Raw genomic sequence first — 21,672 nt, 5'->3', positions numbered from 1 at the left:
GCCGCGCGGCGCCTCGACCCCTGAGCTCTGCACGGGATGACCCGTGACGCTGGGAGGACCGAAACGATGAAGATGACCTTTCGCTGGTACGGCGAGAACGACCCCGTGAAGCTCGAGTACATCCGTCAGATCCCGGGCATCTACGGCATCGTCTCGGCTATTTACGATGTGCCGGTGGGCGAGGTGTGGCCGGTCGAGCGGCTGCAGGCGCTCAGGGCGCGCGTCGAGGGCGCCGGGCTCCGGTTCGAGGTGGTGGAGAGCGTGCCGGTGCACGAGGACATCAAGCTCGGCAAGCCGACCCGCGCGCGGCTGATCGACAATTTCTGCCAGAACATCCGCAGCTGCGCGGCCGCCGGCGTGAAGGTGATCTGCTACAATTTCATGCCGGTCTTCGACTGGACCCGCACCGAGATGGCCAGGGAGCTGCCCGACGGCTCGCTGACGCTGGCCTTCGACGCCGGGGCGGTGGCCGAGATCGACCCGGAACAAGGCATCTCGCTGCCCGGCTGGGACTCGAGCTACAAGCCGGAGCAGCTCCGCGCCGTCCTCGACGAGTACAGGAACGTCGGCGAAGACGCGCTCTGGGAGCACCTCACGCACTTCCTCCGGCGCATCATCCCGGTCGCCGAGGAGGTCGGCGTCCGGATGGCCATGCACCCGGACGACCCACCCCGGCCGATCTTCGGCCTGCCGCGCATCGTCAAGAACCGCGACGACCTGATGCGCCTCGTGAAGACCGTCGACTCTCCGGCCAACGGCATCACGCTGTGCTCCGGCTCGCTGGGCGCCGATCTGTGCAACAGCATCGTGTCGCTGGTGCGCGAGTTCGGCGGCATGGGCCGCATCCCCTTCGGGCACCTGCGCAACGTGGCGGTCCAGGAGGACGGCACCTTCTTCGAATCCGCCCACCTGTCCTGTGAGGGCTCGCTCGACATGGCCGCCATCGTGAAGGCGTATCATGACGTCGGCTTCGACGGCTATGTGCGCCCGGATCACGGCCGCATGATCTGGGGCGAGACCGGCAAGCCGGGGTATGGCCTGTACGACCGCGCGCTGGGCCTCGTGTACCTCAATGGTCTGTGGGAGGCCACGTGCAAGCTCTCGCCCGGACCCGCTGCCAAGGCGCCTGCCCCTGGATGAGCGGGTGAGCGGGTAGGGGAGGCGGGGGCACCGGCCTCGACTGGGCCGGTCCGTCGCGGACGCCGATCGCCGATGGCAACCTTTCACTTCCCGCGCGGCGGAGGCTAGAGTGTCGGCACCGTGCCTGCTACGACCCTCGACGACGCCTACCAAGCCCTCGAACTCAAGGCGCTCGGTCCCGACGACCCGCTCTACGTGCAGACCACAATCCCGGTCGGCAGAGGGCGCCAGCTGCCCCCGCTCGCGCGGTTGCGAGGCCAGCTCCTCAAGTCGAGCGAGCGGGACCGCTTCTTCCTGTCGGGGCACATCGGCAGCGGCAAGAGCACGGAGCTCAAGCGGCTCCTCGCCGATCCCGACATCCAGCGGCGCTTTTACGTCGTCGCGTTCGATATCGAGCCGGAGCATCAGCCGAGTCTCGCTTCACACGAGCTCCTGTTCCTGATCGCGGCGCGGCTCTACGCGCGCGCGAGCGCCGACAAGACGCTGGTGAAGTTCGAGCGGTCGGACCGGTGGCTTGGCATGCTGCAGCGGATCGACGCCGCGCTCTACAGCCCGACCGGGCTCGTGGCGAAGGGCGGGAAGTTCGGCCTGAGCTTCGACCTCTTTTTCGTCAAGCTCAGCCAGGAGCTCGCCGTGGAGCAGGGCCGACGCCGCGAGTTCCGCGGCTTCGCCGAGACCCAGGGGAGCGTGCTCGTCGAGCTCATCGACGCCCTCGTCGACGATATCGGAACGGCGTTGGTGCACGCTGGCCTCCCGCACCGCGTGCTCATCGTCGTCGACGACCTCGAGAAGCTCCGATCGAATGGGCAGTTCACCGAGATATTCGACACCAACCTTGGCGCGCTCCTCGCGCCGCACGTCCCCATCCTGCTCACGGTGCCTCCTTCCGTCACCTTCGGCGGTCCGGGCGGCACCCTCGGAAGAAACGTCAATCACCTGCGTCCGATCCAGGTGCTGCGCAAGACCAACGCCCTGGACCCGACCAACGCCGAGGACCCGACCGGCGTCGCCGTCATGCGGAGCATCTTCGACGCGCGCGTCGGCCCTGGGCTGTTCGACGCCGAGGTCGTCCGCGAAGCCGCCCTGTACTCCGGCGGGGTCGTGCGGGACTTCTTCAACCTCCTGCGGTTCGCGATCATCCAGGCGCAGCTCTACGGTCAGGATCACGTCGATGAGATCGCGTGGGAGGACACGCTCACGGAGGAGAAGACCAGGTTCATCGCCACGCTCTATCCCAAGGACAAGGAGGCGCTCCGCGCCATACGCGAGGTGCACGAGCTGGCCGATGCCGGACAGCTCGAATATGCCCGGCGATCGGTCGTGATCGAGCACAACCACGACGGCATCTGGTGGGAGGTGGCGCCGATGCTCTGGGAGTGGCTGGACAAGGCGTGAGCCGGGTCGTGCGGAAGCTGCGGCGAGCGGACGAGCAACAGCTCCGCGGCCTCCAGGCCGCGCTGCGACGGGGGCATTTCGTGATCGTCGTCGCCGACGACGCGGCCTGGCCGCTCGTGCGCAGCGCGATCGGCGTCGAGGCGAGCGGCGAGTTCACGCTCGAGACCGGCGGCGATGTCGTGCAGATGTTCGACTCGCCTGCTGCCGCGGGCGAGGGCGTCGTCTTTCTGCACATCGGCGAGCCCGCGGCGGACGCGATGCTGGCGCTGAACCTCAACCGCGACAAGCTCCTCAGCCGGAGATGCCGCTTCCTGCTGCGCCTGCGCGGCCTAGAGGCGTTTCAGCGCTTCGTGCGGGAGGCGCCGGACTGCTACTCGATCCGCGACGCCGTCGCCCTCATCGAACCTCAGGAGGCCATCGAGCTCGAGCCCTCGCGGGAGCCTGAGCCCGACGTCGAGCTCCAGATCGCCAACGAGCGTTCGCCCGCTGCGCTGCTGACCTTCGGAGAAGAACTGCTCATGCAGAATCGTCTGTATGACGGGCACCGTGCATTCGACCGCGGGATCGCGCTCTTGGAGCGGAAGAAACGGCTCTCGGCGCGCGACCGGTTGGTGCTGGCAGCGCTCCACGAGCACCGCGCCGATGGTGCCACCAAGCAGGAGCGTCGCATCCACGTGCAGGAGGCGCTGCGCATACTCGGGCCGGTGCGGGAGGAGTTCAGCAAGGAGTACACCAACATCCTCGCGCAGCTCTCGGACTACTACGGCAGCGAGATCGCCGCGGTGCGCGAGGCCCTCGATGCCGCAGAGCAGGCGGTCCCGCGCAATCTGGATCTCGTCACACGACAACTCATCGTGCTGGCGGACGCCTACCTTGACCGCGAGGACGTGCGGGGAGCGCGTGACGCGTTCGGACAGGCGCAAATAGCCTGGTTCGCGACCGAGAATCGCCTCTTCATTCACAGGCTGGAAGCGGTTCTCCTGAGCAAAGAAGGGCGCTGGAAGGAGGCGACGCACAAGCTCCAGGACTGCCTGCGTCAGACCGCGCAGGCGGGGACCCGCTTCTGGATCCATTCGTTCGCTCTGAGGCTCTCCGCGCTCCTCCTCCGCCAGGGGGAGCTCGGGGCCGCTGTCGACGTCATTGCCTCCATCAAGTCCGAGCACGCCGACGAGCTTCGCCTGAACGTCCGCCGTTCGCAGGGGGAGCTCGCCGCATTTCGTGGCATCGAGGAACTCGCCGACGTGACCGCGGCCGACGGCGATCTCTCCGGTGCGCTCACCCGCGCCCGCGCCAGCGCCGGGTGGGTCTGGCGCGCCGTGCGCGCCGGGCTCCTCGAAGAACGGAGCCTCGATCTCATGGACGCCGCCCTCGCGGCGCTCATTTCGCGGGTCGCCGCGATCGCGCCCGCGACCCCTCCGTGGTCGCGGATCGAGGCGGAGCTGCTCGCAGCGGACAACCTCTTCGCACGCGTCGGATCGGAACAGGCAGCCGCGGAGGCGGCCGAGCGTGCGCTAGCGTTCGCGCGTGCGGGCGCGCCCGAGCTTATCGCGGCGTGCATGCGCCGCATCGCCATCGCGGCGCTCCGGTCCGGTTCGGTCGAGCGGCTCGATGCGTTGCTGGACGACGCCGCCCGCGCGGCGGTGGCTCACCAGCTCCCGGGCGAGGCAGCGTGGATCGCCGGTCTCCGGCTCTGGTACGCGGTCCAACGCGGCGCAGCGGTTGCCGATGCCGAGGAGGCGCTCGAGGCAGCCTTCGCTCGATCGGGAAGCGTCCTCGTGCAGTCCGCGGTGCTCCTGCGCATCGGGCGCGGCACCGGGCGCCGCGACCTCGTCGGTCGCGCCCGGCGCATCTACCACGCGCTGCCATGGCCCGAGCGCGAAGGCGCGTGCCTCGAGGCGCTCGGCATGCCGCAGGCGGCGCGCGATCGGTACGAGGCATTCGGGCTGCGGCTCGCTGCGCTGGCCGTCGGTCGGAGCCCCGAGCCCGTCGAAGCGTGAGCTGATGCGGGCCCGATGAGCCACCCGCCCGCCGCTCGCCGCCAGCGACGGGCACCTCCCACGGTGCCAGTACTCCCTCAGGCGGGCGCCCCGTACCCGCCGCCCCCCGGCGTCTCGATCACGAACACATCGCCGCTCCCCATCTCGACCGATCCGATGTGCCCCAGCACCTCGACCGAGCCGTCCGCGCGCACCACCAGGTTGCGCCCTGGCGCGCCCGCCTCCCCGCCCGCCAGGCCGAACGCGGCCGTCGAGCGCCCGTTCGACAGGATCGACGCCGTCATCGGCTCCAGGAAGCGCACGGCGCGCGTGCCGCCGTTCCCGCCCGGAAAGCGCCCGGCCCCGCCGGAGCCTTCGCGGATCTCGTAGCGATCCAGCCGCACCGGGAACCGATGCTCCAGCACCTCCGGATCCGTCAGGCGCGAGTTCGTCATGTGCGTCTGCACGACGCTCGTCCCCGCGAAGCCGCGCCCGGCGCGCGTGCCACGGCCGCCGCCGCTCCCGCCGATCTCGATGCCCGCCCCCGAGCCGCCCGAGATCGTCTCGTAGTACTGGAGCCGCTCGTTGCCGAACGTGAAGTTGTTCATCGTCGGCTGGCTGCTCGCGAGCACGCCGAGCGCCCCGTAGAGCGCGTTCGTGACGCAGGTCGACACCTCGACGTTGCCCGCCACCACCGCGGCCGGCGGGCGCGGGCTCAGCATCGAGCCCTCCGGGATCACGACCTCGATCGGCTTCAGGCAGCCCGCGTTGAGCGGGATGTCGTCGTCCACGAGCGTGCGGAAGACGTAGAGCACGGCGGCCATCGTCACAGCGCGGGGCGCGTTGAAGTTGTTCTCCGTCTGCCCGGACGTGCCGGTGAAGTCCACGACCGCGGCGCGGCGCTCCCGGTCGATCCGGAGGGCCACCTCGATCGTCGCGCCGTTGTCGAGCGGCAGCGAGAAGCGCCCGTCGTGCAGGAGCGCCGGGTCGAGCCGCGCGATCGCGAGGCGCACGCTCTCCTCGGCGTTGTCCTGCACGTGCTTCATGTAGGCCTGCACCGTCGGGAGGCCGAACTGCGCCACCATCGCGGCGAGCTCCTGCGCGCCCTTCTCGTTCGCCGCGATCTGCGCGCGCAGGTCGGCCAGGTTCTGCTGCGGGTTGCGCGCCGGGTACGGCCCTCCGCCGAGCAGCGCCAGGAGCTCCGCCTCGCGGAGCCGCCCGGCCTCGACCAGCTTCACGTTGTCGAGCAGGACGCCCTCCTCCTCGATCGCCCTGGAGAACGGCGGCATCGAGCCCGGCGTGACGCCGCCGATGTCCGCGTGATGGCCGCGCGACGCCACGTAGAACAGCACGCGAGCGCCCGCCTCGTCCCACACCGGCGTGACCACCGTCACGTCCGGCAGGTGGGTGCCGCCGCGGTACGGATCGTTGAGCGCGTAGACGTCCCCCGGCTTCATCCCGGGGTTGCGCGCGATCACGGTCTTGATCGACTCGCCCATCGAGCCGAGGTGCACCGGCATGTGCGGCGCGTTCGCGATCAGGCTGCCCTCCGCGTCGAACAGCGCGCACGAGAAGTCGAGCCGCTCCTTGATGTTGACCGAGTGGGCGGTGTTCTGGAGCCGCAGGCCCATCTGCTCGGCGATGTTCATGAACAGGTTGTTGAACACCTCCAGCATCACCGGGTCGACCTCGGTGCCCACCGCGCGCCGCTCAGGGCGCGGCGCCACCCGGGTGAGCACCATGTGGCCGAGCGCGGTGATCTCCGCCCGCCATCCCGGCTCGACAACGGTCGTCGCGTTGGCCTCGGCGACGATGGCCGGCCCGTCGATCACCGCGCCGCGCCCGAGCCGCTCGCGCCGGTACAGCGCCGCGTCGTGGAACGCGCCCTCGGCGTACATCCGCGCCCGGGCGTCGGCCTCGGGGCGGTGCGGGCGCGCCTCCGCGGGCCGCTCGTCGGCGGCCTCGCCCGGCCCGATCGCCTCCACGGAGACGCTCTCCAGGACGAGCGCCTTGTCCGGCATCAGGAAGGCGAACCGCCTGCGGTAGGCCGCGTCGAACGCGGCGCGGATCGCCTCCGCGTCGCCGTCGGGCACGACGAGGGCGGTGTCGGTGCCCTCGTAGCGCACGTGGACGCGCCGGACGAGCCGCACCCGCTCCGGCGAGAACCCTTGCCCCACGAGCTCGGCCTCCGCGTCGCGGCCGATGCGCGCGAGCGCCTCGCGCGCCGCGGAGAGCCCCGCCTCGTCGAGCCGCCGCTCCACGGCCGCCTCGCGGATCGCGCTCTGGTCCGAGAGGCCCATGCCGTAGGCGGACAGGACCCCCGCGAGCGGGTGGACGAAGACGCGGCGCATGCCGAGCGCGTCGGCCACCGCGCACGCGTGCTGGCCGCCGGCGCCGCCGAAGCATTGCAGGGTGTACTGGGTGACGTCGTGGCCGCGCGCCACCGAGATCTTCTTCACCGCGTTGGCCATGTTCGCGACGGCGATCTGCAGGAAGCCCTCGGCCAGCTGCTCCGGCGTGATCGGGCGCGACGTGTCGCGCTGCACGTCGGCCGCCATGGCCCGGAAGCGCTGCTCGACGACCTCGCGGTCGAGCGGCGCGTCGGCGCCCGGGCCGAACACGTGCGGGAAGAACTCCGGCTGGATCTTGCCGAGCATCACGTTCGCGTCGGTGACGGCCAGCCGCCCGCCGCGGCGGTAGCACGCGGGCCCCGGGCTCGCGCCCGCCGACTCCGGCCCGACGCGCAGCCGCGCGCCGTCGAAGCCGAGGAGCGAGCCGCCCCCCGCGGCCACGGTGTGGATGCTCATCATCGGCGCCCGCATCCGGACGCCGGCCACCTGCGTCTCGAAGGCGCGCTCGAGCTCGCCGGCGTAGTGCGACACGTCGGTCGAGGTGCCGCCCATGTCGAAGCCGATCACCTTCTCGTGCCCGCCCGCGAGCGCGGCGCGCACCATGCCGACGATGCCGCCCGCCGGGCCGCTCAGGATCGCGTCCTTGCCCTGGAAGCGGCCGGCCAGCGTCAGCCCGCCGCTCGACTGCATGAAGTAGAGCGGCACGCCGGGCATCTGGCCGGCCACCTGCTCGACGTAGCGGCGCAGGATGGGCGACAGGTACGCGTCGACCACCGTGGTGTCGCCGCGCGAGACGAGCTTCATCAGCGGGCTCACCTCGTGCGACGCGGAGACCTGGGTGAACCCGACCTCGCGCGCGATCTCGGCCGCCCGCCGCTCGTGCGCGGCGAACCGGTAGCCATGCATGAAGACGATCGCGCAGGCGCGGATCCCGGCCTCGAACGCCTCCGAGAGCGGGCCGCGCAGCGCCTCGCCGTCGAGCGGCTGGACCACCTCGCCGCGCGCGCCGACGCGCTCGCGGGCCTCGACCACGCGCTCGTAGAGCAGGTCGTGCAGCGCGATGTGGCGATCGAACAGGCGAGGGCGGTTCTGGTAGCCGATGCGCAGCGCGTCGCGGAAGCCGCGCGTGGTGACCAGCACGGTGCGGTCCCCCTTGCGCTCGAGCAGCGCGTTCGTGGCGACCGTGGTGCCCATCTTCACGCACTCGACCTCGGCGGGAGAGATGACCTGATCGGGCGCGAGGCCGAGCAGGCGGCGGATCCCCTCGACCGCCGCGTCGGCGTACTGCTCGGGGTTCTCCGACAGGAGCTTGGCGGTGGTGAGCGAGCCGTCCGGCCGTTTGGCCACGACGTCCGTGAACGTGCCTCCGCGATCGATCCAGAACTGCCACTTGTGCGAGGTCGAGGTCATGGAACCCACTCCTTGCCGGCCGCCTCCTCCGCCGCGCTCCGCGCCGTCCTGCCCGCCGAAGGGCGGCAAGACTAAGTTTTCATTGAACAATCTTCAACCGTCGGGAGGGCGGCCCCGCCCACGCCGCTGGAAGCTCGCAGCGTCCCGGGAATTGCTGTCCTGTACGTAAAATTGGCATCTCGGCTTGATGGAGGTCCTTGCCGTCGGCCCGCTCCCCGTGGCCTCGCTCCTCTGGCAGCCGCCGGGCGCGTGGATGTTCACGTTCGTCTGCGAGGCCACGTTCGCGCCGTAGCAGCGCGCCGGTCCGCTCGCTGGTGGCCCGGCTCTCCGTCGCCGAGATCGACAAGTCGATCGAGGTCGTGTGCGACAGGATGCTCACGAAGGACGGTGCGTCGCGCGAGCATGGATTACGGAGAGCCGTTCTGATTCATTCGCAAAAGAGCTTGTCGAAGAAATGGTGTCTGTGACGCGCGCATGAGGCATGGTGCTGCCCGACCCATGCAGATCAACGCGCATGATGCGCTGTTCAAGGCAGCCTTTTCCCAGGTCGAGCACGCGGCGGGTGAGCTGAGGCAAGCGCTGCCGCCCGCCCTCTCGGCGCGGATCGACTTCGCGGCGCTGCGGCTTCGCCCCGGGAGCTTCGTGGATGAGGCGTTGAAAGAGCGACAGAGCGATCTGCTCTTCTCGGCGTCGATGGGCGAAGCCCGCGTGCTCCTGTATCTCCTGTGCGAGCACCAGAGCACGGTGGAGCCGCTGATGGCGTTCCGGCTCCTCCGGTATATGGTGCGGATCTGGGAGCACCACCTGGCGGAGCACCCGGGGTCGAAGCTCCTGCCGGCGATCTTGCCGGTGGTGCTGCACCACAGCGAGACGGGATGGACCGCGGCGACGTCCTTCGAGGACCTGCTCGAGGTCGACGAGGGCGCGCGGGCCGTGATGGCCGACCATGTGCCGCGGTTCCGGTTCGTGCTGGACGACATCAGCCAGGAGGGAGACGAGGCGCTGAAGGCGCGGGCGATGAGCGCGTTCTCGCGGCTGGTGCTGTGGTGCCTGCGGCACGGGCGGGAGCCGGACGAGCTGCTCCGGCAGCTGGGGAAGTGGCTCGACCTGGTGAACGAGGTGCGGCGCGCGCCGAACGGGGTGGAGGCGCTGCGGGCGATATGGCGGTACATTCTGGCGACGAACGAGCGCGACGAGGCGGACGAGGTCCTGCAGCGGCTCCTGGCCGCGGCGGGAGAGCCCTGGAAGGAGGAGATCGTGTCGGCAGCCGATCAACTGATGGAGCGCGGCAGACAGCAGGGGTTGCGGGAGGGGTTGCGGGAGGGGCGCCGCCACATGCTGCTGAAAGTGCTCGGCGCGCGGTTCGGCGCGCTGCCCGACGACGCCGTGGCGCGGGTCAACGCCGCCGACATCGCGGTGCTCGATCGATGGTCCGAGCGCGTGCTCACCGCGCCGACGCTCGCGGCGGTGCTGAGCGAGCCCTGAGGCTGAGGCGCGCGTCGCCGGCCGCGCGCAAGGGGGGCGCCGCCTCGCCACGACCCCATGGCCGCGTACGCCCGCTCGGGAACCGGCGTTCAGCGCTGTACAACCGTTCGTGCGGCGTGATAAGCGCTCGAGCAGCTCTCGAAGCGAGAGGATCTGCTCGAATGTCCAGCAAACAACCTCCTCCGCACGTCACCGCCGCCCACGCGGCGGGCCTGGCCGCGCTGCTCGGCGCGACGGACGCTGCCGCGGAGAACGAGCGCGCGGGGAGCGCGGAGCGGCACTTCGAGCGGTCACGAGGGGTGCGGTCAGCGCGACCCGGGCCGCGCGCGAAGCCCGCCGCCGGCCCGCTCCCGTCGCCGCCGGGCGGCAGGTCGAACGCGGGCGGCGCGCGGGAGTACGCGCACGCCGCGCCGACGCGCTCGCCGGTGCTGAACGCGTTCCTGAGCGAGCTCGGCACGGAAGGCGAAGCGCTCGTGCCGGCGAACGTTTACGTCTTCGACGAGCACACCCTCGCGCCGCGGCTCGTCGAGCTCGCGCGCCAGCGGGTGGTCTCCATGCTGCTCGCCGTGGGCAGGACCGAGGTGGCCCTGACCCTGGCGCAGATGCCGCAGATCACCAACGAGCGCGCGGCGCGGCTCTTCATGCGGCAGGCGGTCCACGTCGGCGGCGATCTCGGGGCGATCACGGGCGACTACGCGCGGCACTACCGGCGCTCGGGGGCCCCGGAGCGCGACGACCAGCGCGCGGGCTGCATCATGGCCGCGTTCGCAGGACGCCTGAGCGCCATGGCGGAGAAGCTCCTCGGCCCGCACGTGCGCGCCGAGCTGCGCGCCGCCCTGGAGGCGCTGACGTCGCAGGGCAGCCCTCCCGCGCGGCGGGCGCGCGCGAGCGATCTGCGCGCGCCGCACGGCGCCGGGCGAGGCGCCCCTGCGACGGCGGCGCGCGACGCCGCGAGCTCGGCGACACGGCCGAGGCGCAAGTAGGCGGCGCGCGGCGCCGCGAGCGCGGCGATCCGGTCGAGGCGAAAGGGCGCGGCGCGCGGCCCGGGTCGGATCCTGTTGCGGTGGGCTCCGTCGTTTGCTTCGTTGGGCGCGAGGCGTCCCGGCTGCTCGACTCCGAGCCCCTGGGGTGCGCGTCCCCAGCGAGAGGCCGAGGCTCATGAATTCGCTCGCAGAAGGCAGCGTCGTCGCCGGAAGATACCGCCTCGAGCGGGTGCTCGCGCGGGGCGGGATGGGCTCGATCTGGGTGGCCCGGCACCTCCAGCTCGACGCCACGGTCGCGGTCAAGCTCATGGCGCCCGAGTACGCTGCCTCGTCCACCGCGCGGGCGCGCTTCGAGCGCGAGGCGAGGGCCGCGGCGCAGCTCAAGATACCGAACGTCGTGCACGTGCACGATTATGGGCTCGAGGGCGACACGCCTTTCCTCGTGATGGAGCTCCTCGACGGCGAGGATCTGGAGACGCGGCTCGGGCGGGAGGGGCGCCTCTCCACGGCGGCCACGCTCGGCATCGTCACGCAGGTGTGCAAGGCCCTGCGCCGCGCGCACGAGATGGGGATCGTCCACCGCGACCTCAAGCCCGCGAACCTCTTTCTCTCGCGGCAGGACGAGGACGAGCTCGTGAAGGTCCTCGACTTCGGGATCGCCAAGGCCCAGGGCACGCTGCTGGCCGGCAACGAGACGAAGACAGGCACGCTCGTCGGCTCGCCCTACTACATGAGCCCCGAGCAGGTGCGCCGCAGCAAGACCCTCGACTGGCGCAGCGATCTCTGGTCCGTCGGCGTGATCGCCTATCGCTGCCTCACCGGCCGCCTCCCGTTCCCGGGCGAGGAGATCGGCGAGGTGTTCGTGGCGATCTGCACGGAGGACGTCCCCCTCGCGTCCGGCGTCGTGCCGGAGCTCGGGCCCGCCGTGGATGGGTTCTTCTCGCGGGCGCTCGCGCGCGACCCGGCGCATCGGTTCCAGGGCGCGAGCGAGCTCGCCGAGGCGTTCGGCGTGGCGGCCTCCGCGGCGGGGTCGGCGCCCCGACCTCTCCAGCCGTCGGTTCCCGCGGAGGGGGCGTCTCCGCTGCTCGTCGTCCGCGGCGGCACGATGGCCGCGAGCCCAGATGCGATCGGGGCGCGTCCAGATGCGATCGGGGCGCGTCCAGATGCGATCGGGGCGCGTCCAGATGCGATCGGGGCGCGTCCAGATGCGATCGGGGCGCGTCCAGATGCGGCGAGCCCTCCGAGCCCCGGCACGATGGGCGCCGCCTCCAGCGCGTCCTTGCCGACGCTGCGAAACGAAGCAGGGCCCCCCTTCCACGGCGCTCCGAGCCGCGGCGCCTCGGAGGGCGCTGCGCCGGCGTTCCAGGAGGCCGTCAGCACGTTGACGTCGGCCGGAAGTACGCTCGCCCCGACGAACGCCGACGGCCGCCGCGCCAGGATCTCGCTGGCCCTGGGCGCCGGCGCGCTCGCCCTGGGGCTCGTCACCTATGCGGTCCTTCGCGCCCCCGCGCCCGGCGGCGAACCGACGTCGCAGCCCGACCCGGCGGCCTCGCCTGCCGCCGCGTCCGCGCTGTCCGCCGCCGCGCCGTCTACCGCGTCAACGGAGCCTCCGCCGCCGCCCTCCCACAGCGCGACGGCCGCGCCGGGCGCGCCTTCGGCCTCCGAGGCGCAGACCAGCGCGCCCGCGCCCGTGCGCGCGCCGCCGGCGCCGTCGTCGTCCGCCAGAAAACGGGCGCCGCTGCCCCCGAGGCCCCGGATCCCTCGGGACGATCCCACCGACCACATGTGACCAGCCGCCGCGCAGCGAGGAGCCCGTGCGCTCGCGCGCGTCGCTGCGAGCGAGCTCACCCGCCCGGGTGGGTGTTCTTGTAGAGCCGCAGGCTGTTTCGGATCGCCATCGTCACCGTCATGGGGCCGACGCGGGGCACGAACACGCTCGCTTTGCTCTGGATATCGTCGCTGAAGTTCTTGAAGGTGGAGAAGTTGATGCAGAGGGCGCCCTCGCGGATCTCGGCGCCCTGCACGACCGGGAAGCTCCGCGAGGGCACGCCGGTCACCACGATGTCGGCCTGCCGCAGCGCGGTGGTCCGGTCCACCGTCGTCTCGCGCACCTCGTGCATGTCGCCCGAGGAGCTGGGCACGAAGAGCAACGGACCATCGATGTCGAACGAGGTCACGTGGGCTCCGTCGTGCGCCATCATGCTCGCGAGTGGCCTCCCGACGACCTCGCTCCGGTTGAAGATGCACACGCGCCGGCCCTCGAGCGGCCGCTCCCCCTCATCGAAGAAGCCGGCCGCCTCGACCAGCTTGAGGATGGCCAGCGGCGTGCACGGCAGGATCGCCTTCCTGGTCTTCGCCTCGTCCAGGAAGCGCTGGTTCTGGTACAGGCAACGTGCCCAGAACGTGTGGAGCCCCTCGATGTCCTTCGCGGGATCGACGCTGTCCCGCAAGTACACGTCCTGCTCCGTGCCGAAGATCGGGTAATACACCATCATCCCATGCACGCGCGCGTCCTCGTTCGCCGCGCGGATGGCCTCCTCGGCGTCGAGCCGCGTCGCGTGGCGGATCTCGAAGCGGACCCCCACGTCCTCGCACGCCTTGCGCGTGTACTCCGCGTACGTGTACGACGGCCCGTGATCCGCCGCGAGCACACCGACCAGGACCAGCGGCTCGGGCAGCGCCGCGAGCTCCGCCCGGATCTCGCTGCGGAACGTCTCCGCCACCGCGGTCGGATCGAGGACGCTGGCCGTGCGCGTGCCCGGGCTCGGCGGAATGTGGTGAGGGTCCATCCTGGGGCGGAGACGAGCACGCGCGAGCATCGGTGTCAAGTTTCCGGCGGGGCGACGATCTCAACTCCACCTCTCGGAAACTCCATCTCTCCGGAGAGCCGCCGTGCCTGGCTCACGGGCTCATCGCGAGGAGGACCGCCGCTCCGGGCCCTCCTCCACCACGGGCGCCGCCACGCGGTTGCTCTCGGCCTCGGCGGGGCTGCCGGCGCCGGGCACGCGGAGGAGCATACCGCCCTTGCCGCGCAGCTCATCGACGAAATTCGCTCCGAACACCTCCTCGGGCGTGTCGCCGTCGCGTCCGCCCATGCCCGAGAGCCCCTCGAGGCTCGCGAGGTTTCCGTCCCGGCGTCTGGGCGCCGGACGAGAGCGCAAGATATCGTCCCGGGTCACCTTCAGCGCCACCACGTCCTCGCGCATCACGTCGATCCAGGACGCGGGGAAGTCGGCCTCGGCGCCCGCGGGGCCGCGCACGCGGATCCGCGAGATGTCGTTGCCAGGATCGTTCGCGCCGATGCCCACGAGCTGCGCCTCGGCCTCGTCGGCGGTCATCACCCGCGTGTCGGGGCCGAGCTCGACCGTATCGTCCGTGACCCCGAGCGCCTCCTCCAGCTCCTGCCTCCGCTCGGGCGGCTGCGGCACGAGCGAGGTATCGACGCGCCCCGGCGGCTGCGCCGTCGTCCGCCCCTCGTAGTACCGAGGCAGCGCCAGGAGCTCGTCCCGGCCGGGCCGTAAGCGGAGGTGCCCGTCCGCCGTTCCCTGCACGAGATCCATCGAGATCAGCAGCTCCTCGCTCGCCAGCGGAGAACGGAGCACCACGTGGGTCAGCACGCCCCGCTCCCGGTCGACCAGGACGCGGTCGAGCACGCCCGCATCGAGGCCGCCGTCGGCCATCACGGGCATCTCGAAGTCGATCTGCATGATCCCCTCCTCGGCGGCGAAGCGCCTTGCGCTCGCGCGAGAACCTGAGACGGTCGGATCCCGATGTCCAGGGGAGCACGGCGCGGCCCCTCGTGACCGGTCGACCCCATCCCATGGGCCGGGCACGCCACGCGGCCTCGCCATCGCGGGGGGGTCGGCGGTGCTCGGCTCGTCGAGTCATCGAGTCATCGAGTCATCGAGTCATCGAGTCACAGAGGCGTCGCGATCCCCCCAAGTGAACGGAGTCCCGCACGCGGTGGAGGCGCGGATCGGCCAGAATCTTGGCACAAGGTGGCGCACATTCTGCGCGCGGTCCGCGTCTATTCCCGCGGATTTGCTGCTCGAGGGCGGTGGTTCCTCTTGGTACGGCGGATGCAACCTACGCGCCGGTCGCTGGGGATGTGCCAGCGCCGCTCGGGAGGATTTGGACTTATGCGTGTACGCTTCGATGCTCTTCGCCGACGCTGGAGCTCTCCCCACCTGCTCGCCGCGCTGGCGCTGGCGAGCGCGTTCGCGGCGGGGTGCTCCTCCGACGAGGCCCCGCCAACGACGCTTGGTCGCCCGGATCAACCGCGGAACGGCACGCTCGAGATCGACGAAGCGCGGCTGCTGGGCGTGATCGACGGGAGCGATCTGCGCCTCCAGATCCCGGTGCGCAACCTGACCGCCGGCGCGACGAGCGGCCACCTGCGCGTCACGCTCGTCGATCTCGGCGCGGACAGGGAACAAGGCACGACCGAGGTCGACCTGGAGATCGCGGGCGGGACGGCGACGACCGCGGAGGCGCGCCTTCCGGCGCCGGCCGTGAGCGCGCAGCCGGGCCTCGCGCGGTACCTCGTCCGCGTCGACGACGGGTCGGAGGAGGGGCTGCTCGTCACGCGGAGCCTTCTGCGCGTCATCCCGCCCTACGACGTGCAGCTCGAGGGGCCGGCGCGCGTGGTGCGCGGGCGCACCGCGAGCTACCGCGTGCGCGCGACCGACGCTTTCTCCCATCAGCCGGTGCCCAACGTGGACGTCGAGCTCGCGGTGGGCGAGGGGGCGCGGCCGCTCCGCGGGACGACCGACGCGCTCGGCGCCGCCGTGTTCGAGGTGGAGCCCGGCGCGCTCGGCGCGCACCCCGTCTCCGCGCAGGCGCTCGGCTTCGGCGTCAACGCGGCCCTCACCGCGAACATCACCGTCGAGGGCCCCGGCCCGAAGCTGCTCCTCACCACCGACAAGCCGCTCTACAAGCCCGGCCAGACGATCCACCTGCGCGCGCTCGCGCTCGAGCGGGGGAACAACGCGCCGCTCGTCCGCGAGGCGATCACGTTCGAGGTGGAGGACGGCAAGGGCAACAAGATCTTCAAGAAGCCCATCGAGACCGACGCCTACGGCGTCGCCGCGACGACGTTCCGGATCGGCTCCATCGTGAACACCGGCGAGTTCAAGGTGCGCCTCGTGAGCGGGGAGACCACGACGGAGAAGGTCGTGACCGTGGGGCAGTACGCGCTGCCCAAGTTCGAGGTCGCGGTGAGGACCGACAGGCCGTGGTACACCGCGGGCGACACGCTGACAGGCACCATCGACGCGCGCTATTTCTTCGGCAAGAACGTCGCCGGCGGCAGCGTGACCATCGAGGCGGCGTCGCTGGACGTCGGTCAGACGACGTTCCAGCGCATCGTGGGCGAGCTCGACGCCGAGGGCCATTACGGGTTCAGCCTGACGCTTCCGCCGAGCCTCGCGGGTCTGCCGCTGGAGCAGGGCGACGCGGCCGTGACGCTCACCGTCACCGTCGCGGACACGGCGGGGCAGGAGGTCACGAAGGCGATCCCGGTCAAGGTCGCCGCCGACGCGGCCACGATCGTGCTCGTGCCCGAGGCGCGCGAGCTCGTCCCGGGGATCCCCAACACCCTTCTTCTCTTCGTCACCGACCCGCTCGGGGCGCCGCTCGCCGACACCGAGGCGGTCATCACCGCGCCGGACCGCACGCAGCTCACCGCGCGCACCGACGCCTTCGGCCAGGCCGCGGTGAGCTTCACCCCGCCGGTCGGTACGGCGGACGGCGCGTTCGAGGTGCGGGCGACGGTCGGGGCGCGGGCGGTCACGCGGAGGTTCTCGTTCGGCACGCAGACGGGCGGCGAGCACCTGCTCGTGCGCACCGACCGGGCCGTCTACGAGACCGGCGAGACGGTCGAGGTCACCATCGAGTCGAGCGAGGAGGCCGGCAGCGTCTATGTCGACTGGCTGAACGACGGTCAGGCCGTGGACATGCGCTCTCTCGAGCTCGAGGGCGGGCGCGCCCATTTCAGCATGCCTGTCGACGCCGGATTGCTCGGCAGCAACCGGGTCGAGGCCTACCTCGTCGACGACGATGGCAATCTGGTCCGCTCCGGCCGCACCGTGTTCGCGCGGGGCGACTCCGCGCTGAGCGTCGAGGTCGAGGCCGACAAGCCCCTGTATGCGCCGGGAGAGACGGCGACGCTGCGGCTGTCGGTCAAGGACGACGCGGGGAACCCGAAGGTCGCCGCGCTCGGCGTCCAGGTGGTCGATCAGGCGGTCTTCGCGCTCGTCGACGCCCAGCCGGGGCTGCTCCGCACCTACTTCGAGCTGGAGGACGAGTTCGCGAAGCCGAGCTACGAGATCCACGGCCCGGCCGCGAACCTCCAGGACCTGTTGTTCAACGCGACAGCGAGCGAGGACCCCGAGCAGGCCGAGGCCGCGCAGGTGAAGACCCAGGCCTCGCTCGCCGCGCTCGCGGGCACGTCGCTCACCGGCCTCCAGGCGCGCACGTGGCCCGCCGTGCTGGCGAAGGTGCCGGCGGAGCTCGCGCCGTTCTACGAGCGCCAGAAGGGCGTGATGAAGCCCTGGCTCGCGGAGGCCGCCGCGGCCGCCGCGCGGGAGCTGAAGGCGCTCGGCTGCGACGCCACCCAGTTCAGCTGCAACGGGCAGGGCGTGTACGTCGAGCTGCTCGGGAACCGGGTCGCCGAGCGCCTGCGCGCCTTCGACGTGTGGGGCAACGCGTACCGGGTGGCCTCCAGCTGGAGCGGGCTCTCGCTGCAATCGTCGGGGCCCGACGAGGTGGCGCAGAGCCAGGACGACGCGACGTTCGCGTTCTCGTTCGGCGATCTCGGGGTCCAGGTGCCCCCGCAGGACTGGGCAGAAGGGGGCATCCCCGGCGACGCGGACGGCGGCTGGGTCAACGGCGGCGCGACCGGAGGAACCGGAGCGGGCGGCGGCTCGGCCGGGGATCCCACCGCGGAGCCCGGCGGCGACAACGGGGGCGGGCCGCGCGTCCGGCGCGAGTTCCCGGAGACCCTCTACGTCAACCCGAGCGTGATCACGAGCCCCGACGGCACGGCCACCCTGAGCATCCCGCTCGCGGACAGCATCACCGAGTGGCGGCTCTCGGCGCTGGCGAACTCGACCGACGGCAAGCTCGGCGGCATCCAGAGCGGCTTCAAGGTGTTCCAGGACTTCTTCGTCGACGTGAGCTTCCCGGCGACGCTCACGCGCGGCGACGAGGTCGAGTTCCCGATCGCCGTCTACAACTACCTGGAGACGCCGCAGACGGTCGAGCTCACCCTCGAGCCGGGGAGCTGGTACACCCCGCTCGGCGACACGTCGACGACGGTGCCCCTCGCGGCGGGCGAGGTGCGCGGCGTCCGGTTCCCGGTGAAGGTGAACACGGTGGGCGTCAACTCGCTCACGGTCACCGCGCGGGGCAGCGCGGGCGCCGATGCCGTGGCCCGCACCGTGCGCGTGGTCCCGGACGGCAAGCCCTTCGCAGAGAGCGCGTCTGGCATGCTCGCGTCGGGCAGCGCCGATCACGCGCTGTCGTTCCCTGCGGACGCGGTCCCCGGCTCGAACCAGCTCTATCTCGAGATCTACCCCGCGTTCCTGTCGCAGGTCGTGAGCGGCATGGACAGCATGCTCCAGATCCCGAATGGCTGCTTCGAGCAGACCACCTCGACGACCTGGCCCAACGTGCTCGTCACGCAGTACATGAAGCAGACAGGCCAGATCACCCCGGAGATCCAGATGAAGGCCGAGTCGCTGATCTCGGCGGGGTACCAGCGATTGCTCACGTTCGAGCACCCGGGCGGCGGCTTCTCGTGGTTCGGCGAGCAGGACGGGCATCCGTACCTGTCGGTCACCGCGTTCGGCGTCATGGAGTTCGCCGACATGATCAAGGTCCACACCGTGGACGAGGCGATGCTCGCCCGGACCGTCAACTGGCTCGCCGGGCAGCAGAAGGCGGACGGCACGTGGGAAGGCGACCAGACCGAGTTCTTCAGCTTCCACACGGGCACGCTCCGCAACAGCGCCTTCGTGCTCTGGGCGCTCGCGAGCGCGGGGTACACGGGGCCCGAGATCGGGACGGGGCTCGCCTACCTGGGCCGCTCGCTGAAGCCGGCGACCGACGACCTGTACACGCTGGCGATCGCGGCCAACGCGCTCGCCGTGGCCGACCCCTCCGGCGCGCTGACCGACGGCGTGCTCGACGCGCTGGACCAGCGCAAGACCGCGGAAGAAGACGCATTTTTCTGGGATGACGGCGGCACGCAGACCTCGTTCTACGAGTCCGGGAACGACGCGAGAGTCACGACGACCGCGCTCGCGGCCCACGCGCTGCTCTCCGCGGATGCCCACCGGCCGAGCGCCGACGGCGGCGTGAAGTTCCTGACCCAGTCGAAGGACCCGAACGGCAACTTCGGCTCCACCCAGGCGACGATCTGGAGCCTGCGCACGCTGCTCCTCGCCGCGAGCAAGGGGACGGAGGGCGCCACGGGGAGGGTGACCGTCGCGGTCGACGGCGCGTCGGCGGGCGCGGTCCTCCTGTCGGAGGAACAGTCCGACGTCATGACGACGGTCGATCTCACGCACCTCGCGACCGCGGGCGCGCACGACGTCACGATCGCGTTCTCGGGGGAGGGAAAGCTCAGCTACAACCTGGTCGGCCGCCACAACCTCCCGTGGAGCGCGGTCCCGAGCGACGCGGGCGGGCCGCTCGCGGTCAGCGTGACGTACGACAAGACCCAGCTGTACGTGGACGACATCGTGACGGCGTCGCTGAGCGTCCAGAACAAGACGGACTCGGTGCAGAGCATGGTCCTCGTGACCGTGGGGCTGCCGCCCGGCTTCCAGCTCCTGACCGAGGATCTCCAGGAGTACATCGCGGCGGGCCAGCTCTCGAAGTTCGAGATCACGGGCAAGCAGCTGATCCTCTACGTGAAGGAGATCCCTGCGGGGCGCGCGGCCACCTTCGCTTACCGGCTGCAAGCGACCATGCCTGTCTGGGCGGAGGACGGCGGCGCCGAGGCGCACCCGTACTACCAGCCGGAGCAGCAGAGCTTCTCCGGAGCGCAGACCTTCGAGGTGGCGGCGGAGTGAAGGGCTGAGCGGGCGAGGGGCGCGCCCGCGGGGGCGCGGCCGGCGCCCCTGCGCCGGCGGGCGCTGGCGCGTGGATCAGGGGCAGGCGACGCGCCAGGCGTCGAGGTCGAGCTTCTTGATCAAGGTCGAGAGCCCGAGCGGCTTCGTGGCGGCGCAGACGGCGTTCGCCTGCGAGGCGTCGACGTACTCCGCGTGGAACACCGCCTTGCCGGCGCGGATGAACGGGGTGAGCATGTCGCACTCGTCGTATTCGTGGCACTCCTCGTTCAGGGCCCAGTCGAAGCTCCCCACCAGGTCTCTCACCTGATCGAGATCGTTCTTCAGCCCGATGGACAGCCCGCGCGCGTGCGCCTCGGCGGCCAGGAAGCGGTTGTAATCGAGCTGCGTCGCCGCCGTCAGCGGGAAGCCGGGGCCGTTGGTGTAGCCGTCGACGTTGTCGGGCTCCACGCCGTCGCAGCGCTTCTGCACCGCGAGGTCCAGCCGAGCCTTCATGACGTCGCGCACGCCGGCGTTGCGGGTGTCGAGCCACCGCTCGCCCGGCCAGCCGTCGAGCGGGTTGCCGAGCGCCGCGGCGGGGAACTTCGACGCGTCGTCGCGCCAGTCCTCGCTGCTCCCCGCGCTGAAGTAGCAGATCACCTTCTTTCCGGCCGCGCGCAGCGTGTCGATCTTCGCCTGCGGGGCGTCGAAGAGATCGATATCGTACATGGCGACATCGAGGCTGGTGTCGATGGTGCCCGTGAGCTGCCATTGCCACGTCGTCCCGGGCGCGGGGACCCAGATGCCGGTGCCAGTGGAGCCGCCGCTGCCGCCGGAGCCGCCGGAGCCGCCGGAGCCGCCGGAGCCGCCGCTGCCGCCGGCGCCGCCGGAGCCGCCGCTGCCGTCGGCGCCGCCGGAGCCGCCGCTGCCGCCGGCGCCGCCGGAGCCGCCGGAGCCGCCGGAGCCGCCGGAGCCGCCGGAGCCGCCGGAGCCGCCGGAGCCGCCGGAGCCGCCGCTGCCGGTGCCAGTGGAGCCGCCGCTGGTCGTGCCCGTGAGGACGAGCTTGTCGAGCATCGAGCTGTCGGCGGAGCTGCTCGTCGCGTACCGGATCTTGAGGGTCCCGCCCGCCACGAACCGCCCGAGCGATCCCGGCAGGCTCAGGCTCGCGCTCGTCCAGGACCAGTCGCGCGCGAACGCGTTGTCGCCGACCGGGACCCAGGCGCGGGCGGCCGCGTCCCACGCCTCGAAGGTCCAGCGCATGGCCGACCTCGCCGGGCCGCGGTAATTCACGCCCAGCGCGAGGGACGCGAGCTGCGTCGCCGAGGTGCCCTTGGGGAGCGCGTACTCGCACGTCGCGCTCGTGCCGGGCGCGAACTCGACGTACTTGCTCCACACGTCCTGCTGGCCCGTGAGCTCCGCCGTCGCGAGCGCGGCGGCCGTCTGCCCGGCGCCGATGCTGCCCCGGCTCACCGTCAGCCTGGAGCAGGTCATCGTGAGGGCGCCGGTGACCGCGTCGCCGCTCGCCGCCGAGGCGATCTCCGCGTCGGAGCCCGGATCCGCGCCGCACCCGGCGGCGGCGAGCGCCGCGGCCAGGCTCACGAGGGCATGGCGCAGGGGGCCGCGGATCGCGAGAGAGGTCGCCGGTCGGATGGGATAAGTCATGCTCGTCTCCTGTCGTGCTGGTCGTTCGTGAAGCCAGGCGCACGTCGGCGCGATGCGCCTCCAGACGCTCCGGTGCCCGCGACGGCTCCCGGCGATCGCGGCTCCCGCAGCGTCACCGCGCGCCAGAGAGGCGCCGGTCCGTGCGCGCCGCGGAGGCACTGCAAGGCGGGGACCAGCGCGCGCTCCGCGTCTTCCGCGCGGCGGCGCGCGCTGCCGT

At 71.6% G+C, this 21,672-nt stretch carries 11 protein-coding genes; 7 read left to right on the top strand and 4 right to left on the bottom strand.

Annotated elements, in window-relative coordinates; all coding sequences use genetic code 11:
• Window positions 1-66 precede the first annotated feature (66 nt).
• From uxuA to WMF27_RS20390, 3 genes are all read left to right on the top strand, one after another.
• Complete coding sequence (uxuA, locus tag WMF27_RS20400) at window positions 67-1,140, top strand: mannonate dehydratase (RefSeq protein WP_437944412.1); 1,074 nt, start codon at window positions 67-69, stop codon at window positions 1,138-1,140.
• A 120-nt stretch (window positions 1,141-1,260) separates the two neighbouring features.
• A complete protein-coding gene (locus WMF27_RS20395; RefSeq protein ID WP_437944410.1) occupies window positions 1,261-2,535 on the top strand; it encodes a hypothetical protein in 1,275 nt (424 codons plus the stop codon).
• Window positions 2,536-2,792: 257 nt separating this feature from the next.
• Window positions 2,793-4,532, top strand: coding sequence for a hypothetical protein (locus tag WMF27_RS20390; protein ID WP_437944408.1), 1,740 nt, complete (start codon window positions 2,793-2,795; stop codon window positions 4,530-4,532).
• A 77-nt stretch (window positions 4,533-4,609) separates the two neighbouring features.
• Here WMF27_RS20390 and WMF27_RS20385 read toward each other — a convergent pair whose 3' ends face one another.
• Window positions 4,610-8,272, bottom strand: a complete 3,663-nt coding sequence (locus tag WMF27_RS20385; protein ID WP_437944407.1) for a hydantoinase B/oxoprolinase family protein — start codon at window positions 8,270-8,272, stop codon at window positions 4,610-4,612.
• Window positions 8,273-8,770: 498 nt separating this feature from the next.
• On the opposite strand from WMF27_RS20385, the gene WMF27_RS20380 reads away from it, so the two are divergent.
• The 3 genes from WMF27_RS20380 to WMF27_RS20370 all read left to right on the top strand — a co-directional run bounded on the left by WMF27_RS20380 (window position 8,771) and on the right by WMF27_RS20370 (window position 12,529).
• The gene (locus WMF27_RS20380) at window positions 8,771-9,757 is read left to right on the top strand and encodes an Rpn family recombination-promoting nuclease/putative transposase (RefSeq protein WP_437767224.1); all 987 of its coding nucleotides are present in this window, start codon (window positions 8,771-8,773) and stop codon (window positions 9,755-9,757) included.
• Between the two features lie 161 nt (window positions 9,758-9,918).
• The gene (locus WMF27_RS20375) at window positions 9,919-10,740 is read left to right on the top strand and encodes a hypothetical protein (protein ID WP_437767225.1); all 822 of its coding nucleotides are present in this window, start codon (window positions 9,919-9,921) and stop codon (window positions 10,738-10,740) included.
• Between the two features lie 175 nt (window positions 10,741-10,915).
• The gene (locus tag WMF27_RS20370) at window positions 10,916-12,529 is read left to right on the top strand and encodes a protein kinase domain-containing protein (protein ID WP_437944405.1); all 1,614 of its coding nucleotides are present in this window, start codon (window positions 10,916-10,918) and stop codon (window positions 12,527-12,529) included.
• A gap of 55 nt (window positions 12,530-12,584) precedes the next feature.
• Here WMF27_RS20370 and WMF27_RS20365 read toward each other — a convergent pair whose 3' ends face one another.
• Both WMF27_RS20365 and WMF27_RS20360 read right to left on the bottom strand, forming a co-directional pair.
• Window positions 12,585-13,529, bottom strand: coding sequence for a bifunctional methylenetetrahydrofolate dehydrogenase/methenyltetrahydrofolate cyclohydrolase (locus tag WMF27_RS20365; RefSeq protein ID WP_437767227.1), 945 nt, complete (start codon window positions 13,527-13,529; stop codon window positions 12,585-12,587).
• Between the two features lie 120 nt (window positions 13,530-13,649).
• Window positions 13,650-14,447 (bottom strand): hypothetical protein, encoded by a 798-nt coding sequence (locus tag WMF27_RS20360; RefSeq protein WP_437767228.1) that lies wholly within the window; start codon window positions 14,445-14,447, stop codon window positions 13,650-13,652.
• Between the two features lie 432 nt (window positions 14,448-14,879).
• Here WMF27_RS20360 and WMF27_RS20355 point away from each other — a divergent pair, with 432 nt between their 5' ends.
• Complete coding sequence (locus WMF27_RS20355; RefSeq protein ID WP_437767229.1) at window positions 14,880-19,817, top strand: MG2 domain-containing protein; 4,938 nt, start codon at window positions 14,880-14,882, stop codon at window positions 19,815-19,817.
• Between the two features lie 75 nt (window positions 19,818-19,892).
• Here WMF27_RS20355 and WMF27_RS20350 read toward each other — a convergent pair whose 3' ends face one another.
• Window positions 19,893-21,455, bottom strand: a complete 1,563-nt coding sequence (locus tag WMF27_RS20350) for an endo alpha-1,4 polygalactosaminidase (RefSeq protein ID WP_437944403.1) — start codon at window positions 21,453-21,455, stop codon at window positions 19,893-19,895.
• Window positions 21,456-21,672: the final 217 nt, after the last annotated feature.

This window comes from Sorangium sp. So ce281 (assembly GCF_051527395.1).
In the GTDB taxonomy this organism is placed as follows: Bacteria; Myxococcota_A; Polyangia; order Polyangiales; family Polyangiaceae; genus Sorangium; species Sorangium cellulosum_B.
This window is presented reverse-complemented; position numbering and strand designations above follow the sequence as displayed.

Bases quoted from the DNA above. Each gene is read 5' to 3' on its own strand.
- uxuA (WP_437944412.1), top strand. From the start codon at position 67: ATGAAGATGACCTTTCGCTGGTACGGCGAGAACGACCCCGTGAAGCTC.
- WMF27_RS20390 (WP_437944408.1), top strand. From the start codon at position 2,793: ATGCTGGCGCTGAACCTCAACCGCGACAAGCTCCTCAGCCGGAGATGC.
- WMF27_RS20385 (WP_437944407.1), bottom strand. From the start codon at position 8,272: ATGACCTCGACCTCGCACAAGTGGCAGTTCTGGATCGATCGCGGAGGC.
- WMF27_RS20380 (WP_437767224.1), top strand. From the start codon at position 8,771: ATGCAGATCAACGCGCATGATGCGCTGTTCAAGGCAGCCTTTTCCCAG.
- WMF27_RS20375 (WP_437767225.1), top strand. From the start codon at position 9,919: ATGTCCAGCAAACAACCTCCTCCGCACGTCACCGCCGCCCACGCGGCG.
- WMF27_RS20370 (WP_437944405.1), top strand. From the start codon at position 10,916: ATGAATTCGCTCGCAGAAGGCAGCGTCGTCGCCGGAAGATACCGCCTC.
- WMF27_RS20365 (WP_437767227.1), bottom strand. From the start codon at position 13,529: ATGGACCCTCACCACATTCCGCCGAGCCCGGGCACGCGCACGGCCAGC.
- WMF27_RS20360 (WP_437767228.1), bottom strand. From the start codon at position 14,447: ATGCAGATCGACTTCGAGATGCCCGTGATGGCCGACGGCGGCCTCGAT.
- WMF27_RS20355 (WP_437767229.1), top strand. From the start codon at position 14,880: ATGCGTGTACGCTTCGATGCTCTTCGCCGACGCTGGAGCTCTCCCCAC.
- WMF27_RS20350 (WP_437944403.1), bottom strand. From the start codon at position 21,455: ATGACTTATCCCATCCGACCGGCGACCTCTCTCGCGATCCGCGGCCCC.